The sequence below is a fragment of the Gordonia sp. VNK21 genome (genome assembly GCF_046098115.1).
Classification (GTDB): domain Bacteria; phylum Actinomycetota; class Actinomycetes; order Mycobacteriales; family Mycobacteriaceae; genus Gordonia.
In genome coordinates, this window is the sequence record NZ_JBJURU010000005.1 from 40567 (window position 1) to 57474 (window position 16908).

At 69.5% G+C, this 16908-nt stretch carries 17 protein-coding genes; 6 read left to right on the forward strand and 11 right to left on the reverse strand.

From position 1 onward, the window contains the following. Nucleotides 1-1001: 1001 nt before the first annotated feature. From ACJMNC_RS07015 to ACJMNC_RS07050, 8 genes are all read right to left on the reverse strand, one after another. Complete coding sequence (locus ACJMNC_RS07015) at nucleotides 1002-1775, reverse strand: alpha-galactosidase (RefSeq protein WP_408947231.1); 774 nt, start codon at nucleotides 1773-1775, stop codon at nucleotides 1002-1004. Beyond that, on the reverse strand, nucleotides 1772-2245 hold the full coding sequence (gene smpB, locus ACJMNC_RS07020; protein WP_408947232.1) for an SsrA-binding protein SmpB: 474 nt from the start codon (nucleotides 2243-2245) through the stop codon (nucleotides 1772-1774). The genes ACJMNC_RS07015 and smpB overlap by 4 nt, the downstream gene beginning before the upstream one ends. A 12-nt stretch (nucleotides 2246-2257) precedes the next feature. Beyond that, entirely contained in the window at nucleotides 2258-3163 is a 906-nt protein-coding gene (gene ftsX, locus ACJMNC_RS07025) for a permease-like cell division protein FtsX (protein ID WP_408947233.1), read from the reverse strand. Between the two features lie 28 nt (nucleotides 3164-3191). Continuing rightward, on the reverse strand, nucleotides 3192-3878 hold the full coding sequence (ftsE, locus tag ACJMNC_RS07030) for a cell division ATP-binding protein FtsE (protein WP_408947234.1): 687 nt from the start codon (nucleotides 3876-3878) through the stop codon (nucleotides 3192-3194). 6 nt (nucleotides 3879-3884) lie between these two features. Then, entirely contained in the window at nucleotides 3885-4370 is a 486-nt protein-coding gene (locus tag ACJMNC_RS07035) for a hypothetical protein (RefSeq protein WP_408947235.1), read from the reverse strand. Further along, nucleotides 4363-5292 carry a mechanosensitive ion channel family protein gene (locus ACJMNC_RS07040; RefSeq protein WP_408947236.1) on the reverse strand — a complete coding sequence of 310 codons (930 nt, stop codon included), beginning with the start codon at nucleotides 5290-5292 and terminating at the stop codon, nucleotides 4363-4365. Before ACJMNC_RS07040 ends, ACJMNC_RS07035 begins: the two co-directional genes overlap by 8 nt. Next, complete coding sequence (gene prfB / locus ACJMNC_RS07045; protein ID WP_408947237.1) at nucleotides 5282-6397, reverse strand: peptide chain release factor 2; 1116 nt, start codon at nucleotides 6395-6397, stop codon at nucleotides 5282-5284. Before prfB ends, ACJMNC_RS07040 begins: the two co-directional genes overlap by 11 nt. A 70-nt stretch (nucleotides 6398-6467) precedes the next feature. Beyond that, nucleotides 6468-6833 carry a hypothetical protein gene (locus ACJMNC_RS07050; protein WP_408947238.1) on the reverse strand — a complete coding sequence of 122 codons (366 nt, stop codon included), beginning with the start codon at nucleotides 6831-6833 and terminating at the stop codon, nucleotides 6468-6470. A gap of 19 nt (nucleotides 6834-6852) precedes the next feature. Between ACJMNC_RS07050 and hisN the strand changes: the two genes are divergently transcribed. Continuing rightward, nucleotides 6853-7653: a histidinol-phosphatase gene (hisN, locus tag ACJMNC_RS07055; protein WP_408947239.1), complete on the forward strand. Its 801-nt coding sequence runs from the start codon at nucleotides 6853-6855 to the stop codon at nucleotides 7651-7653. Between the two features lie 54 nt (nucleotides 7654-7707). Here the strand turns inward: hisN and ACJMNC_RS07060 are convergent, their stop codons facing one another. After that, complete coding sequence (locus tag ACJMNC_RS07060) at nucleotides 7708-8367, reverse strand: MBL fold metallo-hydrolase (RefSeq protein WP_408947240.1); 660 nt, start codon at nucleotides 8365-8367, stop codon at nucleotides 7708-7710. Nucleotides 8368-8475: 108 nt separating this feature from the next. Between ACJMNC_RS07060 and ACJMNC_RS07065 the strand changes: the two genes are divergently transcribed. From ACJMNC_RS07065 to ACJMNC_RS07075, 3 genes are all read left to right on the forward strand, one after another. After that, a complete protein-coding gene (locus ACJMNC_RS07065; protein ID WP_408947241.1) occupies nucleotides 8476-9843 on the forward strand; it encodes an acyl-CoA dehydrogenase family protein in 1368 nt (455 codons plus the stop codon). A gap of 31 nt (nucleotides 9844-9874) precedes the next feature. Next, the gene (locus ACJMNC_RS07070) at nucleotides 9875-11092 is read left to right on the forward strand and encodes an acyl-CoA dehydrogenase family protein (protein ID WP_408947242.1); all 1218 of its coding nucleotides are present in this window, start codon (nucleotides 9875-9877) and stop codon (nucleotides 11090-11092) included. Between the two features lie 72 nt (nucleotides 11093-11164). Further along, the gene (locus ACJMNC_RS07075; RefSeq protein WP_408947243.1) at nucleotides 11165-11800 is read left to right on the forward strand and encodes a TetR/AcrR family transcriptional regulator; all 636 of its coding nucleotides are present in this window, start codon (nucleotides 11165-11167) and stop codon (nucleotides 11798-11800) included. A 90-nt stretch (nucleotides 11801-11890) separates the two neighbouring features. On the opposite strand, the gene ACJMNC_RS07080 is transcribed toward ACJMNC_RS07075, so the two are convergent. Further along, nucleotides 11891-13771 carry a propionyl-CoA synthetase gene (locus ACJMNC_RS07080; protein ID WP_408947244.1) on the reverse strand — a complete coding sequence of 627 codons (1881 nt, stop codon included), beginning with the start codon at nucleotides 13769-13771 and terminating at the stop codon, nucleotides 11891-11893. 274 nt (nucleotides 13772-14045) lie between these two features. Here ACJMNC_RS07080 and ACJMNC_RS07085 point away from each other — a divergent pair, with 274 nt between their 5' ends. Beyond that, nucleotides 14046-14372, forward strand: coding sequence for a transglycosylase family protein (locus ACJMNC_RS07085; protein WP_408947245.1), 327 nt, complete (start codon nucleotides 14046-14048; stop codon nucleotides 14370-14372). Nucleotides 14373-14424: 52 nt separating this feature from the next. Then, a complete protein-coding gene (locus tag ACJMNC_RS07090) occupies nucleotides 14425-15789 on the forward strand; it encodes an MBL fold metallo-hydrolase RNA specificity domain-containing protein (protein ID WP_408947246.1) in 1365 nt (454 codons plus the stop codon). 52 nt (nucleotides 15790-15841) lie between these two features. Here the strand turns inward: ACJMNC_RS07090 and ACJMNC_RS07095 are convergent, their stop codons facing one another. After that, complete coding sequence (locus ACJMNC_RS07095) at nucleotides 15842-16843, reverse strand: ABC transporter substrate-binding protein (RefSeq protein WP_408947247.1); 1002 nt, start codon at nucleotides 16841-16843, stop codon at nucleotides 15842-15844. Between the last annotated feature and the right edge of the window lie 65 nt (nucleotides 16844-16908).

The following is a 16908-nucleotide window of genomic DNA, read 5'->3' on the forward strand; positions in this document are numbered from 1 at the left end:
TGCGCTCACCGCCGCACCCTGGCGGCCCGGATGGCGGCGCTGACCGGCGCCGTCGTCATCCCGTTCTTCGACCTGCTCACGGACGGATCTCAGCTGCAGAACGAGATCAACGTGGTCGCCGACTCGGGCCGTCAGTTGCTGACCACCGGAGTCCCTTACCGGCCCGGCGCCACCGACATCAACGACATCGACCCGTATCTGCCGCTCATGTCGGTGTTCGGTTTTCCCCGGGCCATCCTCGAACGGATCGGCCTGGACTCGTCGACCTTCTGGCATGTGGTCGGCGATCCGCGGATCTGGTGTGCCCTGGCCGCGGTGGTCGCCGTGGTGATCTCGCTGCGCGTGCTGGGCGCGCACACCTCCCGGGCGCAGGGCATCGTCCTGCTGCTGATCGCCTCCCCGACGGTGGCCCTGGAACTGTGCGCCAGCGGCGTCGACCTGCCGTTCGCCGGCTTCCTGCTGCTGACCCTGGTGTGCGTCTCGGTGCGCCGCATCGCGACCGGCGCCGTCTTCCTCGCGGCCGCGTTCGCCATCAAGTGGATCTCCCTGCTGGTGCTGCCGGTGGTGCTGGCCTACCTGATCGCCGTCTACGGACTCCGCTCCATCACCCGGTTCCTGATCGCGTTCACCGTCGCGGCCGCGGTCTTCACGCTGCCGGCCATGCTGGCGCTGTCCGATGCGATCTCGCAGGTCTTCCTGTTCCCCACCGGCAACGGCGACGTGCCCACCCCCGCCCGCAGCCCGATGCCCGGTGTCCTGCTGGTCGAGTCCGGCCGGGCAGGCACGCTGGTCGCCTACGGTCTGCTGGCCCTGTGCGCGCTGGTGATCGCGGCCCTGCTGGTCCGCCGGCCGCCACGCACCTTCAGCGCGCTGGCCTGCTACACCGCCGGCGGGCTGACCGTGTTCTTCCTGCTCGCCCCGGTCGGCCGGTTCGGTTACCTGCTGATCCCGATACTGCTCTTCGGCTTCGCCTACATCGCCGCCCGCGCGGTGCCGGCCGCTCAGCCGATCCGCAGCAGCGCCGAATCCGACGCGGCCAGCCGCACCGTCAGCAGGCCGTCGGCCGAGACCAGCCGGGTCCCGGTCCACACGTCGTGGGCGGGCACCGAGTCGGCCCCGGCCAGGTTGAGGGCGGCGATCGGCACACTGCGCTCGGCCTCCCCCGTGCCGCCGTTAGTGAGGGACACCAGCAGCCCCTGATCGCCGATCGCGCGGCTCCACAGATCCGGGTCGCCGTTGATGGCTGCGCCGGGCGCACGGCGGTCGTCCAGGCTCAGTTCGATGATCTCCCGATTGGCGACGTCCGCCAGGACCTCGTCGGTCATCTCGGCCACCGGACCGCTGTAGAGCAGCGGACCGGCGGCCATCAGCCGCCGGGTCACCGCCGTCCGGAAGGCTGCGGCCCGCGGCATCCGGGTCGAGACCACCTCGGTCAGCGGCCACTGCCCCTGCGCGAGGACTTCCAGGTGCAGGCCCTCGGCCGCCAGGTCCCGGCGCAGCCCGGCGTCACCGCGCAGCGCCGTCCCCGGACAGCCCAGGTACAGCGTCGTGAAGCCCAGCTCGGTCAGTCCCCGATCGACCAGCGCCGCGGCCTGCTCGCGGACCTCCTGCGCCGTGGCGCCGCACGCCTGACCGTCCCGGACCAGCCAGCCCATCACCGCCCGGTGCGCCGGGGTGGTGGGCGACGGCGGATCCGCGCAGCCGGCCAGAATCGTCAGCCCCGTCGCCGCCGTCACCGCGACGGCGAGGAGGCGGCGCCGCAGGGCTCGGCTCACATTCCCTTGACCCGCCGGCCCAGCTCCCGCTCGACCTCGCGCTTGGCGGTCCGCTCGGCGATGTCGCGGCGCTTGTCGTGCGCCTGCTTGCCGCGGGCCAGCGCCAGCTCCACCTTGACCCGGCCGTCGCTGAAGTACATCTTCAGCGGCACCAGGGTCAGGTTCCCGTCGCGCAGTTTGCCGATCAGGTTGTCGATCTCCCGGCGGTGCAGCAGCAGCTTGCGCTTGCGGCGCACCGCGTGATTGGTCCAGCTGCCGTTGCCGTATTCGGCGATGTGCACCGCGTGCAGCCACACCTCGCCGTCGTCGACGGTGGCGAAGGCGTCGACCAGCGACGCCTTGCCCTCGCGCAGCGCCTTGACCTCGGTGCCCTGCAACACGACCCCGCACTCGTAGGTGTCGAGGATCGTGTAGTCGTGCCGGGCCTTGCGGTTGGTGGCGATCACCGACTGGCCCTTCTCCTTGGGCACCTGACTACTCCTTCACTCTCGGACGTAGACGCGCAGGGTGCCGTAGGCGGTGACCCCGGCCAGCACGATGCCGGTCACCAGCAGCCACGGCGCGACGAACCACACATCGGTCGTCGTGATGCGCGCCAGAATGTTCACACCGTAGAGGTCGCCGAGCGCTTTGTCGAAGAAGAATATCTTCGACAGGAACAGGCCGCCGATAGCCAGCAGCGCACCGATCACCGCGGCGACCACCGCCTCGAGCAGGAAGGGCAGCTGCGTGTACCACCGGGTGGCGCCCACCAGCCGCATGATCGAGACCTCCGTGCGGCGGGTGTAGGCGGCCACCTGCACGGTGTTGACGATCAGCAGGATCGCGGCGATCGCCAGGACCGCGGCCACCGCGAAGGCGGCGTTACGGGCGCCGTCGAGCACGCTGAAGATCCGTTTGACCAGTTCACGCTGATCGAGCGCGCCGTCGATCCCCTCGGCGGTCCGGAACTTGTCCAGCACCGCACCGAACCGGCTCGGCTCGTCCATCCGCACGCGCAACGCCGCCTGATAGGAGTCCTCGCGGATGTACTCGGCGATCTCCGGCGAGTCCTCCGCCCAGGCCGCCTTGCCGTCCTTGTAGGCCTGGTCGCGGCTGATGAAGGTCACCGAGCCGACCCCCGGCTCGGCCTCCATCTCCTTCTTGACCGCGGCGCACGGATCCTGGGTGCAGTTGGCGTCCCGGGCCGACACGTCGTCGTTGATGAAGAACTGCATCTCCACGCGGTCCATGAAGATGTCCTGGCTCTTATCGGCCATCTGGATCACCAGCAGCCCGCCGCCGAGCATGCCCAGAGTGACGGCGGTGGTCAGGATCATCGCGACGGTCATCGTGATGTTCCGGCGGAATCCGTTGAGGACCTCGCTCAGGATGAAACTCGCTCGCACAGTACTCGCTTCCTTGTCCCGGCCGGCGTCAGCCGATGCCGTACACCCCGGTCTCGTCGTTGCGTACCAGTTTCCCGTTGTCGAATTCGAGTACCCGCCGGCGCATGGCGTCGACGATGTGCCGGTCGTGCGTGGCCATCACCACGGTGGTGCCGCGCCGGTTCACCCGGTCGAGGACCTCGACGATCTCCTCGCTGGTCTCCGGGTCCAGGTTGCCGGTCGGCTCGTCGGCGAGCAGCACCGCCGGCCGGTTGACGATGGCGCGGGCGATGGCCACACGCTGCATCTCGCCGCCGGAGAGCTCGGTGGGCATCCGGTCGGCCTTCCCGCTCAGGCCCACGTAGTCGAGCACCTCGGGCACCGTCTCGCGGATCGTCGAGATCGGTTTCCCGATCACCTCCAGCGCGAAGGCCACGTTGTCGGCCACCGACTTCTGCTGGAGCAGCCGGAAGTCCTGGAAGACACAGCCGATCGACTGCCGCAGCTTGGGCACCTCGCGCGCCTTCAGGGTGTTGACGTGGAAGTCGCCGACGAAGACGTCACCGCTGGTGGGCTTGTCCTCCTTGAGCAGCAGCCGGAAGAAGGTCGACTTGCCGGATCCGGACGGGCCGATGAGGAAGGCGAACTCGCCCCGGTCGATCTCCAGGCTCAGGTCGTTGAGCGCCGGACGGCTCGACTTGGGGTACTGCATCGTCACATCGGTCAGCGTGATCACAAGCAGTCAGTGTATCGACGGGACCTGAGAGCCTTCTGATCCGTCCTGTGGCGCGCGTGTTCCGGGCTCGTCGGTGGTGGACGTCTGATCCGGGGCGGTCCGCGGCAGATACCAGGGCGGCGTCGACGTGCTGCTCTCCGATGCATCGGGGCCGTCGCTGCCGGTCGTCGACGTCTCGCTCGGCGATTCCTCGCTGGTGCTGCTCTCCGGCGTCGAGGTCTCCTCGGTGGGCGTGGACCGGACGGTCTGCTGCTGCACCGGTGCCACGTCGGGTGCCGGATCGGAATAGCGCTGCGAGGTGTAGGAGTACAGCGGGATGCCCACGAGGAACAGGATCACCAGGATCACCGTGGTGGTGCGCACCCGGGTCTTGTAGACGTGGCTGACCCGATGCCACAGCCGCTCGATCCGCGGCTCCTGCTCCGGCGGCGCCGATTCGTGTGCCGTCTCGGTGCCGGCGTCCTCGGGTTCGGTGTCTGGGTGCTCAGCCATCGGCGTGCTCCGCTCCGGCCGGCTTCGCCGTCGCGACGGCGGCCGGCACGCTGACGAAGATCCCGCTCGAGGCCAGCCCGCGCACCACCGCCGCACGCAGCGCCCGGCTCACCTCGAACTGTTTGCCCGGCAGGGTGCGCGCCACCATCCGCATGGTCACCGCATCCAGGTTCAGTTCGGTCACCCCGAGGGAGGCCGGCCGGTCGAACAGCAGCCGGTTCCAGCGCGGGGTGTCGTAGAACTTCTCGCCCACCCGGTCGAGGACATCGGAGACCACCGACAGGTCGGTGTCCGGCGGCAGCGGCACGTCGACGACGGCCCGGGCCCACTCGCGGGACATGTTGGAGGCCTTGACCACCTGGCCGTTCGGCACGATGATCGCCTCGCCGTCGCTGGTGCGCAGCCGGGTGACCCGCAGCGTCACATCCTCGACCGTGCCCTCGGCGGTGGATCCGCCGGTGAGCGAGAGCAGCACCAGATCGCCGTAGCCGTACTGCCGTTCGGCGACGATGAAGAAACCGGCGAGCACGTCCTGAACCACCCGCTGCGCACCGAAGCCCAGCGCGGCGCCCACCACGGCGCCGGGTCCCACCAGCGAGGCGAACGGGATGTTGAAGACGGTGAGCACGTGCACCGCGACGATGATCACCACGATCGCGATGAGCGTCCAGGTGACCACGTCCACCAGTGCCCGCTTGTGTTTGGCGTCCTCGGACTGGACGATCGCGTCGGAGTCGGAGAAGCGCCGGTCCTCGCGCAGGTCGTAGCGTCCCGACAGCCAGCGGATGAAGCGGATCACCAGGAAGGCGCCGATCACCCAGAGGGCGATCTCCAGACCTTCGACGGCCAGCCACTTCTCGATGGGCCAGGTCCAGTCGGGCCAGCCCAGCCGCTCGGTCAGGTAGCGGTCGTCACTGGTCATCGTCATTCATGCGCCAGCGGATGCCGGCCTCGATGAACTGGTCCAGGTCGCCGTCGAGCACATTGCCGGGGTTGTTGTTCTCCACCCCGGTGCGCAGGTCCTTGACCATCTGGTACGGGTGCAGCACGTACGAACGCATCTGATTGCCCCAGCTGGCGCCGGTGTCGGACTTGAGCGCATCCATCTGTGCTCGCTCCTCCTGCCGCTTACGTTCGAGCAGCTTGGCCTGCAGCACGCGCATGGCGGAGGCCTTGTTCTGCAGCTGACTCTTCTCGTTCTGACAGGTGACGACGATGCCGGTGGGGATGTGCGTCAGCCGCACCGCCGAGTCGGTGGTGTTCACCGACTGCCCGCCCGGACCCGAGGACCGGTAGACGTCCACCTTGACGTCGTTCTCGTCGATGTCGATGTGGTCGGTCTGCTCCACCACGGGCAGCACCTCCACCTCGGCGAAGGAGGTCTGGCGGCGGCCCTGATTGTCGAACGGGCTGATGCGCACCAGCCGGTGCGTACCCTGCTCCACCGACAGGGTGCCGTACATGTAGGGGTCCTTCACCGCGAAGGTGGCCGACTTGAGCCCCGCCTCCTCGGCATAGGAGGTGTCGTAGACCTCCACCTTGTGGCCGTGCTGCTCGGCCCAGCGGATGTACATGCGCATCAGCATCTGCGCCCAGTCGGCCGCGTCCACGCCGCCGGCACCGGCCCGGATGTTGACCACGGCCTCGCGGGAGTCGTACTCCCCGGCCAGCATGGTCTTGACCTCCATCGCCTCGATGTCGCTGCGCAGCTGCTCGCGTTCGGTGTCGGCATCGGCGAGGGCCTCGGTGCGGGCGGCGCCCTCCTCGGCCTCGGCCAGCTCGTAGAGCACCGGCATGTCCTCGAGGCGTCCGCGCAGTTCGGTCACCTTGCGCAGCTCGGACTGGGCGTGCGAGAGCGCGCTGGTCACCTGCTGCGCGTGGTCCTGGTCGTTCCACAGATCGGGGTCGGAGGCCTGCATCTCCAGTTCGCTGATGGTCCGGCGCAACTCGTCGAGATCCATCACCTTCTCGACGGTGGTGAGGGTGGTGTTCAGCGATTCCAGATCAGCGGAGACATCGGGGTGCACAGTTGTCGAGGGTACCTGTTGGCGGAGGCGCCAAGAGCGCCGGAGGGCACGCGAAGACCGCCGGAGGGCATCAGTGCGCTGCGCCGAAACGCCAACTGGTGGCGGTCTTGCCCGGCTTGTAGCTGACCGGGATGTCGTCGCCGATCACCGGCTCGCGTTCGCCGGCGGCGAGCATGAGTGTGCCGTAGACCTCGGTGGGGGCCGTCTGGTCTCCGGTGATGGTTCCCGAGACGGTGAAGTAGGCGTTGCCGTTCTTGTCGGCGGCACCGCGACCGCTCACCCCGGTGACGGTGAGGATGCCGGGCGCGAAACCGGCACCGGACGGCCCGCCGCCCAGACCCCCGCCGCCCAGGCCTCCGCCGCGGCGCTGCATGACCATCATGATCACGGACGCCACGATCAGCACGGCGAACAGAGCGAGGATCCAGGACGGCATAGCAGTACCCTAAGCGATCATGGCCTCCCCGCACGACAGCGCAACCGTTTCCGACGACCTGGCCCTGGCCCTCGACCTGGCCGGCGCCGCGGACACGCTCACCACCTCCCGGTTCGGGGCACTGGATCTGCGGGTCGATGCCAAACCCGACCTGACGCCGGTGAGCGATGCCGACCTGGCCTGCGAAAGACTGCTGCGCGAGAAGCTCGCCGCAGCGCGTCCCGGCGATGCCGTCTTCGGCGAGGAGTTCGGCGGCGAGGCGGTGCCGGGCGGACGGCAGTGGGTGATCGACCCGATCGACGGCACCAAGAACTTCGTCCGCGGGGTACCGGTGTGGGCCACCCTGATCGCCCTGCTGGTCGACGGCGTGCCGGTGGTCGGCGTGGTCAGCGCCCCCGCACTGCATCGGCGGTGGTGGGCCGCGCAGGGCGCGGGCGCGCATATGACGGTCGACGGCGCCGAGCCCCGCACGCTGTCGGTGTCGGCGGTCGGTGAGCTGGCGTCGTCGTCGCTCGCGTTCTCCAGCCTGTCCGGGTGGGCCGACCGCGGTATCCGCGAGAAGTTCATCGACCTCACCGACGCCGTCTGGCGGGTGCGCGGCTACGGCGACTTCTTCAACTACTGCCTCGTCGCCGAGGGCGCGGTGGACGTCACCGCCGAACCCGAGGTGTCGCTGTGGGACCTGGCCCCGCTCGACATCCTGGTCCGCGAGGCCGGCGGCACGTTCACCGATCTCGACGGCGTCCCCGGCCCGGCCGGCGGCAGCGCCGTGGCCAGCAACGGTCTGCTGCACGAGGCCGTGCTCAGCGCCCTGCGCTGAGCGCCGCCGCTCAACGGCTCTAAGTTCGACGGGGCCTCAAAGTTCGACAGGGCCTCAGAGTTCGACGGGGATCCCGGCCTCCAGCAGCAGGAACTCGGTGCCCTCCGGCTTCATCTCGTCGATGCGCGCGTTGTGGATGGCCCGGCCGGCGTCGGACTGCACGCCCTGGTGGATCGGGAAGGCCACCCGGGGCGCCACCGCGCGCAGATAGTCGACGGGTTCGCTGATCTTGAGCCACGGGGCCGCGGCCGGCAGCGCCAGCACGTCGACGTTCTCGAAGGGGATGTACAGACTGTCGCCCGGGTGCATGAACGCCGCACGCCGGTCCGGGGTGTCGATGAGGTAGACGGTGTTGTCCACCACCGGCAGTTCCGGATGGATCACCGCATGCCGGCCGCCGCTGCCGCGCACGGTGAGCCCGCCCAGCGCGATGCCCTCGCCGGGAGCGAGCACCGACCACTGCCCCGCGGCGCCGCTCGCATTCCAGATCGCCGCGGTCTGCGGGTCGGCGTAGCGCACCGCATCCGGGTTGGCCGCGACCAGGGCGGGCAGACGGTCCGGGTCGGCGTGATCCGGATGCTGATGGGTCACCAGGATGGCGTCCAGGCCGGTCAGACCGGTGAAGTCGCCGGCCAGGTTGCCGGGGTCGAACAGGATCGCGATGCCGCTGTCCTCGACCAGTACGCAGGAGTGTCCGAAAGATGTGATCCGCATGGATTCAGGATGCCACGTGACAACCTTCTTACCGCGGAGTAAGGTTTCTTCTTACTGCGGAGTAAGAATCCGCTCTCAGACAGTCCATCCCGTCGAGAGATCGAGGCCATGACCGAAAAGACCGCACCCCGCGACACCTCCTCCGTCGGCGCCCAGCCGCATAAGCGCAGCCCCATCGGCGCCGCCATGCGCGCGCTGTCGACGCTGACCGGTTCGGAGTTCGCCGACAAGTACGGACTGCGCGAGCCCATCAACCGGGTGGCCTACGAGGCCACCAAGACCGGCTTCAAGAGCCTCGGTGCCGCCAACCGCGCCTTCAAGCAGGTGTCGAGCAGCGGCGCACCGCAGCGCCCGGCCGCCTCGGACAAGGGCTACTTCAACCTGAACCCGGACGACGAGCAGGCGATGATCGCCGAGACCGTCAAGGACTTCGCCACCGAGATCCTGCGGCCGGCCGCCTACGACGCCGACAAGAACGCGACCGCGCCGGAGGACATCGTCGCCCGCTCGGCCGAGCTCGGCATCACCATGATCAACGTTCCAGAGGCCTTCGACGGCGCCGCCGCCGATCGCGCGGTGGTGACCAACGCCCTGGTCGCCGAGGCGATGGCCTACGGCGACATGGGCCTGGCCCTGCCGCTGCTGGCCCCGTCGGGTGTGGCCACCACGCTCACCAACTTCGGCAGCGACGGCCAGCAGCGCACCTACCTGCCGGACTTCGCCGGCGAGAACGTGCCGGCCGCGGCCGTCGTGATCGCCGAGCCGCGCCCGCTGTTCGACGCCTTCGACCTGCGGACCAAGGCCAGCCGGGTGCCCAGCGGCTACCGGCTCAGCGGCATCAAGTCGTTCGTGCCGTGCGCGGGCAGCGCCGAGCTGTTCCTCGTCGGCGCCTCCCTCGACGGCCGTCCGGCCCTGTTCATCGTCGAATCCGACACCGCCGGCCTGTCCGTCGAGGCCGACCCGAGCATGGGCCTGCGCGCCGCCGGCATGGGCCGGCTGGTCCTCGACGACGTCTCGGTTCCGCCCACCGCCCTGCTCGGCGAGGTGGAGGGCGAGCAGGCCGCCGCCGACTACGCGAACGTCGTCCGGCTCTCGCGGCTGGGCTGGGCGGCGCTGGCCGCCGGCACCGGCAGGGCCATGCTCGACTACGTGGTCCCCTACGTGAACGAGCGCGAGGCCTTCGGCGAGCCGATCTCCAACCGTCAGGCGGTGGCCTTCATGGTCGCCACCATGGCCACCGAGGTGGATTCGATCCGTCTGGTGACCCTGCGCGGCGCCTCCCGCGCCGAACAGGGCCTCTCCTTTGCCCGCGAGGCCGCCCTGGCCCGCAAGCTGACCATCGACAAGGGCCTGCAGATCGGCCTGGACGGCGTGCAGCTGCTCGGCGGCCACGGCTTCACCAAGGAGCACCCGGTGGAGCGCTGGTACCGCGACCTGCGCGGCGCCGGCATCGGCGAGGGCATCGTCGTCCTCTGACGGACCGCGAAGAACGCAGGAGAGAACACTCATGGCAATCAATCTGGAACTGCCCAAGAAGTTCGACGCGAACATCGACCAGGCCAAGCAGGCGGCCCTGCAGGTCTTCCGGCCGATCTCGCGCAAGTACGACCTCGCCGAGCACGAGTACCCGGTGGAGCTCGACACCCTCGCCGCGCTCTACGACGGTCTGGCCGACGCCGGTGCGGCCGGTGCCGGCGCCACCGGCGGCCGCGGCGACGAGAAGAAGGAGCGGCCGGAGGGCGTGGTCGCCAACGGCGGCAACATGTCCGCCATCCTCAACGCGCTCTGGGCGTCGTTCGGCGACGTGGGCCTGATGCTCTCGATCCCCTACCAGGGTCTGGGCAACTCGGCGATCGCCGCCGTCGCCACCGACGAGCAGCTCGCCTCCTTCGGCAAGGTGTGGGCCGCGATGGCGATCACCGAGCCCAGCTTCGGCTCGGACTCGGCCGCGGTGACCACCACCGCCACCCTCGACGGCGACGAGTACATCCTCAACGGCGAGAAGATCTTCGTCACCGCCGGCTCGCGGGCCAGCCACATCGTGGTGTGGGCATCGGTCGACCGCAGCCTGGGCCGGGCCGCGATCAAGAGTTTCGTGGTGCCGCGCACGCACCCGGGTGTGACGATCGTGCGCCTCGAGGAGAAGCTCGGTATCCGGGCCAGCGACACCGCGGTGATCCGCTTCGAGGACTGCCGGATCTCCAAGGACAATCTGCTCGGCTCGCCCGAGGTGGACGTCCAGAAGGGCTTCGGCGGGGTCATGCAGACCTTCGACAACACCCGTCCGCTGGTGGCCGCGATGGCCGTCGGCGTGGGCCGGGCCGCCCTCGAGGAACTGCGCACACAGCTCGAGGAGGCGGGGCTGGAGATCGACTACGACCGGCCCGCCGCCGATCAGCCGGCCGCCGTCGCCGAGTTCATCCGGCTCGAATCCGACTGGGAGGCCGCCTATCTGCACACCCTGCGGGCGGGCTGGATGGCCGACAACAAACAGCCGAACTCGCTCGAGGCGTCGATGAGCAAGGCCAAGGCCGGCCGCACCGTCACCGATGTGACCAACAAGGCCGTGGAGCTGACCGGCACGTACGGCTACTCCGAGCGCTCCCTGCTCGAGAAGTGGGCGCGCGATTCGAAGATCCTCGACATCTTCGAGGGCACCCAGCAGATCCAGCAGCTGATCATCGCCCGCCGGGTGCTGGGCAAGTCCAGCGCCGAGCTGAAGTGATCCCCCGGCGCTGAGCGTCGGCCGGCCGACGGGCTCGACGGCACAGCCGCCGGCATGCCCTAGCCTGACAGGGTGAACTCTGCACGCGTCTACGCCGGTCAGGATCTGACCGATCGCCGCCGCCAGCGCCGGGAACGGTTTCTGGCGGCGGCGATCGCGTTGTTCGGGACGCAGGGCTACGCGGCCACCTCGGTGCCGGCCGTCTGCCGCGAGGCCGGGCTCTCCTCACGGCAGTTCTACGAGGAGTTCTCCAGCCGTGAAGACCTCCTCCGCGAGCTCTACGATCAGGTGACCGAGCAGGCCATGGCCGCCGTGGTGGCCGCCACCACCCCGGCGATCGAGGCGGGGAAGGACTTCGACGACACCGTCGAGGCCGCGGTGCGCGCCTTCGTCTCGGTCTACTTCCCCGACGACCGGCTCACCCGGATCAGCTTCGTCGAGGTGGTCGGCGTGAGTCCGGCGCTCGAGGAACACCGGCACCGGACACGGCAACGCTGGGCGGAGCTGCTCGACGGCGCGGTGGCGAGCGTGGCCGCCCACGGCCTGCCGGTCGGGGCGACCAGCCCGTTGCAGTGGGCCGCCTACATCGGCGCGGTGAACGCGGCGATCGTCGCGCGCACGCACGACGCCACCATCACCGAGGAGGACGTGGTGCACACCATGCTCTCACTCCTCCGCCCCGGCATCCTCCCGCGCGCTGGCGAGTAGACCGCCCCGGTCAGGGATCGCCCCGGTCAGGGATCGCCCCGGTCAGGGATCGCTCCTGTCAGGGATCGCCCCGCTCAGGGATCGTTCCCGTCAGCCGCCCAACTGCTCGATGAGGGCGTCGAGGACCGTCGGATCCTCGATCGTCGACGGCACCGAGTAGTCGTCCCCGTCGACGATCTGCCGCATGGTCTTGCGCAGGATCTTGCCCGAACGGGTCTTGGGCAGACCGGCAACGACGGTGACGTCCCGGAAGGTGGCCACCGCGCCGATCTCGTCGCGCACCATCGCCACCAGTTCCCGGCGCAGCGTGTCCTCGTCGACGTCGGCACCCGATTTCAGCACGATGTAGCCGCTGGGCCGCTGCCCCTTGAGCTCGTCGTGAATACCCACCACGGCGCATTCGGCGACGGCCGGGTGCGCGGCGACGACCGCCTCGATGCTGCCGGTGGACAGCCTGTGCCCGGCCACGTTGATCACGTCGTCGGAGCGGCCCAGGACGTAGAGGTAGCCGTCCTCGTCGAGATAGCCCGAGTCACCGGTCAGGTAGTAGCCGGGGAAGGCGTTCAGGTACGACGAACGGAAGCGCTCCTCGTCCTCCCACAGCCCGGCCAGCGTGCCCGGCGGCAACGGCAGCCGGACGACGATGGTGCCCTCGGTGCCGGCCGGCACTGGTGCACCGTCGGCCGAGATCACCTCCACCCGGTAGCCGGGCACCGGCACGGTCGGGGAGCCGGCCTTGAGCTCCATCGGCTCGAGGCCGCGCAGGTTGGCGGCGATGGCCCAGCCGGTCTCGGTCTGCCACCAGTGATCCACCACCGGCACCCCGAGGGTCTCGGCGGCCCAGAAGAAGGTGTCCGGATCCAGGCGCTCGCCGGCGGCGAAAAGCGTTCGCAGACTGGAGATGTCGTACTTGGCGAGTTCGGCGGCTTCGGGGTCGGCCTTGCGGATGGCGCGGATGGCCGTCGGTGCGGTGAACAGCGCGGCCACCGAGTACTCCTCGATGATCCGCCAGAAGGCGCCCGCGTCCGGGGTGCCCACCGGTTTGCCCTCGTACATGACGGTGGTCGCCCCCACCAGCAGCGGCCCGTAGACGATGTACGAGTGGCCCACCACCCAGCCGACGTCGGAGGCGGTCCACCAGACGTCGCCGGCGCCGATGTCGTAGACATTGCGCATCGACCAGGACAGCGCCACCGCGTGGCCGCCGTTGTCGCGCAGCACGCCCTTCGGTTTTCCGGTGGTGCCCGAGGTGTAGAGGATGTAGAGCGGATCGGTCGCGGCCACCTCCACCGGCCCGGCCGGATCCGCCGCGGCCACCTGCTCGTCCCAGTCCAGCCAGCCGGCGTGGTCGGCGGCGCTGCCGGGCACCTGCGGCCGGTCCTTGACGATCACCGTCGCCGGGGTGGCCTGTGCCTGCGCGATCGCCGCGGCCACCAGCGGCAGGTATTCGACGGTCCGGCCGGGCTCCTTGCCGCCCGACGCGGTGACCACGGCCACCGGGCGGGCGTCGTCGATCCGGGTGGCGAGCTCCGGGGCGGCGAATCCGCCGAAGACCACCGAGTGCACGGCGCCGATCCGCGCGCAGGCGAGCATGGCGATCGCCGCCTCGGGGATCATCGGCATGTAGATCACCACCCGGTCGCCCTTGCGCACCCCCTGAGCGGCCAGCACGCCGGCGAAAGCGGCCACCTCGTCGAGCAGCTGGGAGTAGGTGTAGCTGCGCTTCTCGCCGACAATCGCCGAATCCCAGAGCAGCGCCGGCTGATCGCCCCGGCCGGCCGCCACATGCCGGTCGAGCGCATTGACCGAGGTGTTGAGGGTGGCACCGGGGAACCATCGGTAGATCGGGGCCTGCGAGTCGTCGAGCGCCCGCTGCGGAGGAGTCAGCCACTGCACCGCGTCGGCGGCGTCGAGCCAGAAGCCCTCGGGGTCGGTCGTACTGCGTTCGAACTGCTCGATGTATGCGCCCACGGCGTCACCGTAGCCGCCGCCAGACGTGGCCCGAGTCACTTTTGGGCTGTGCACCGCCTCACATTCGACCGATTTTCGATAACGGAATGATCACGGCCCGATGGTCGCCGCGAGCAGCGAAAACGGCCTGAATCACGTGCTTGCAATTGCGAGCGCACTGTGGCACAGGCCACAAATCGCGGCGTGACCTTTGGGTTTTCCAACCCGTATGGTCGCTCCCGACCCGAAATCACCCGATCCGAAAGTCCCGGGTGAGCAAAGGAGAAGTACCCGAATGAGCATGAAGAAGATCGTCATCCGCGGTGCCATCGCCGGCGCCCTGACCGTCGCGCCGCTGAGCGCCGTCGCCGCCACCGCACACGCCGACTACCACAACTGGGATGCCGTCGCGCAGTGCGAGAGCGGTGGCAACTGGTCCACCAACACCGGCAACGGCTACTACGGCGGCCTGCAGTTCAGCCCGAGCACCTGGGCCGCCAACGGCGGCTCCGGCATGCCGCACCAGGCCAGCCGCGAGGAGCAGATCCGGGTGGCCGAGAACGTGCTCGCCAGCCAGGGCGTCGGCGCGTGGCCGAGCTGCGGCGGTCTGCTCTACAGCTGACCCGCACCGTCAGGCACCTCCGGCGCCGTGCGCGCGGGGATAGTGTGAGGCCATGTCCGGACTCACGCTCACCTCGCTCGGCGGCGCCGGAACCGTGACCGGCTCCAAACACCTGCTGCAGTCCGCCGGCACCTCGGTGCTGGTGGACTGCGGCATGTTTCAGGGGCAGAAGCATCTGCGCGAGGAGAACTGGCGCCCGCTGCCCATCGACGCCGCCTCCGTCGACGCGGTGGTTCTCACTCACGCCCACCTCGATCACACCGGCTATCTGCCCCGGCTGGTGCGCGACGGCTTCCGCGGACCCGTCTTCTGCACCGAGGGCACCCGCGACGTCGCCGAGATCATCCTCCGCGACAGCGCGCACCTGCAGGAGCGCGATGCCGAGCACGCCAACCGGGTGGGCTCGTCCCGGCACCGGCCGGCACTGCCCCTCTACGACGCCGACGACGTGGAGGCCGCCCTGGCACTCTTCCGGCCGCGGCCCCTGCACTCGCGCATCGAACTGGTCGACGGCGCCGCCGCGACCTTCCACGACGCCGGGCACATTCTGGGTGCCGCCACCGTGACCGTCGACTGGCGCGAGCGCGCCGTGGCCTTCACCGGGGATCTGGGCCGGTACGACGATCCGCTCATGTACGATCCGGAACCGATCCCCGGCGCCGACTTCCTGGTCACCGAGTCCACCTACGGCGACCGGCTGCGCCCGGACACCGATCCGGCGGCCGAACTCGAACGGATCGTCACCACCACCGTCGCCCGAGGCGGGACGGTGGTCATTCCGGCCTTCGCCGTGGGCCGCAGTCAGCTGATCCTCTACCACCTGTGGCAGTTGCGCCGCACCGGCCGGCTGCCCGACGTCCCGGTCTACCTCGACTCCCCGATGTCCATCGCCGCCGGCGAGCTGCTCACCCGGCACCCCGACGCTCACCGGCTCACACCCGCCCAGACCGCGGAGCTGCTCGCCGTGGCCACCTGCACCCCGGACGCCGAGCAGTCGAAGCTGATCTCGGCCGATCGCAGCCCGAAGATCGTGCTGTCGGCCAGCGGGATGGCCAGCGGCGGCCGGATCCTGCACCACCTGGCGGCCTTCGCCCCGGATCCGCGCAATACGGTGGTGTTGGCGGGCTACCAGTCCGTCGGCACCCGCGGGCGATCCCTGGCCGACGGCGCCGAATACCTGAAGATCTTCGGCGAATGGGTGCCGGTGCGGGCGCAGGTGGAGGACCTGCACATGTTCTCCGCGCATGCCGACGCCGGCGAGCTGATCCGCTGGATGCGCGGAATGGGACGGGCCCCGAAGCAGTCCTTCGTGGTGCACGGCGAACCCCAGTCCGCCGAATCCCTGCGCGCGCACATGCGTCGCGAGCTGGGCTGGACCACGACGGTCTCGGTGCGCAACCGGGTCTACGCGCTCTGACCGCGGCGCCGCCGGTCTCCGGATCCGGAGGCCGGCGGCGCCGCGGGAGCCGCTACTTCTGCTGGGCGGCGGTGAGGGCCTTCTCCAGCTGATCGAGCATGTAGTTGGCCTGCGCGTACGACGAGATGGTCGCCAGCCCGATCGGCTGCTTGATCTTGTCGCTGCGCGCCAGCAGCGGATTGTCCAGCAGTGCCTGCTGAAGCTCGTTGAAGCCGCCGTCGAAGTTCGAACCGACCAGGATGATGTCCGCATCGAGGAAGTCGCCGAGCTTCTCGGCGGAGGCGGTGAACTCGCCCGGGTTGTCCGAGCCCCCTCCCCGACCGCTGACCGACGGCGCGAACCGCACCCCTGCCGGAGTGAACAGGTCGCCGACCATCGACTCGGTGCCGGCCGCGAAGACATTGCCGCGCTCGTAGGAGTCCAGGAAGACCACCGTGTTGGCGGCGAGCACATCGGCGTACTTCTCGCTGATGTCCTTCTGACGCTTGGTCAGCGCCTCCTTGAGTTCCTTCGCCTCATCCGGGACGTCGAGGATCTCGCCGATCGTATCGGTGCGATCCTGCCAGTCCGCACGCTTGTCGCCGTGGGTCTGCATGACGGCCACCGGGGCGATCTTCCCGAGCTCCTCGTTCACACCCTTCTCGGCGCCGTTGAAGGAGAAGATCAGGTCCGGGTCGAAGGGCACCAGCTTCTCGGCGGGCGTGTTGTACGCCACTTTGTTCGGCACCGCCTCGTAGGCGGCGCGATTGGCCGGCGGAACGTTGGCCGCCGGCAGCGTCTGCACCGCCACCAGCCGGTCCGCGGCGCCGAGCTCGATGATGGGCTGGGTGGACGCGTTGAAGATCGACGCGATCCGGTCCGGATGGTCGGGGATCACCAGTTCGTGCCCCTGGACGTCCACGGTGCGGTCGCCGGCTGCCGCGTCGTCGCCCGAGCTGCAGGCCACAAGGCTCACGGTGAGCGCACCGGCGGCGACCAGTGCACCCCAGCGACGCCGGCTGCGCCCCGTCCTGTTTCCGGTGCTTCGCGACGGGTGGATCATGGTGTGGCGCATGTTGTGCTCGCTCCTCACTGGCCGACGTCAGGTCGTTTGTAAGGTTAGGCTAATGTTTCATTGAT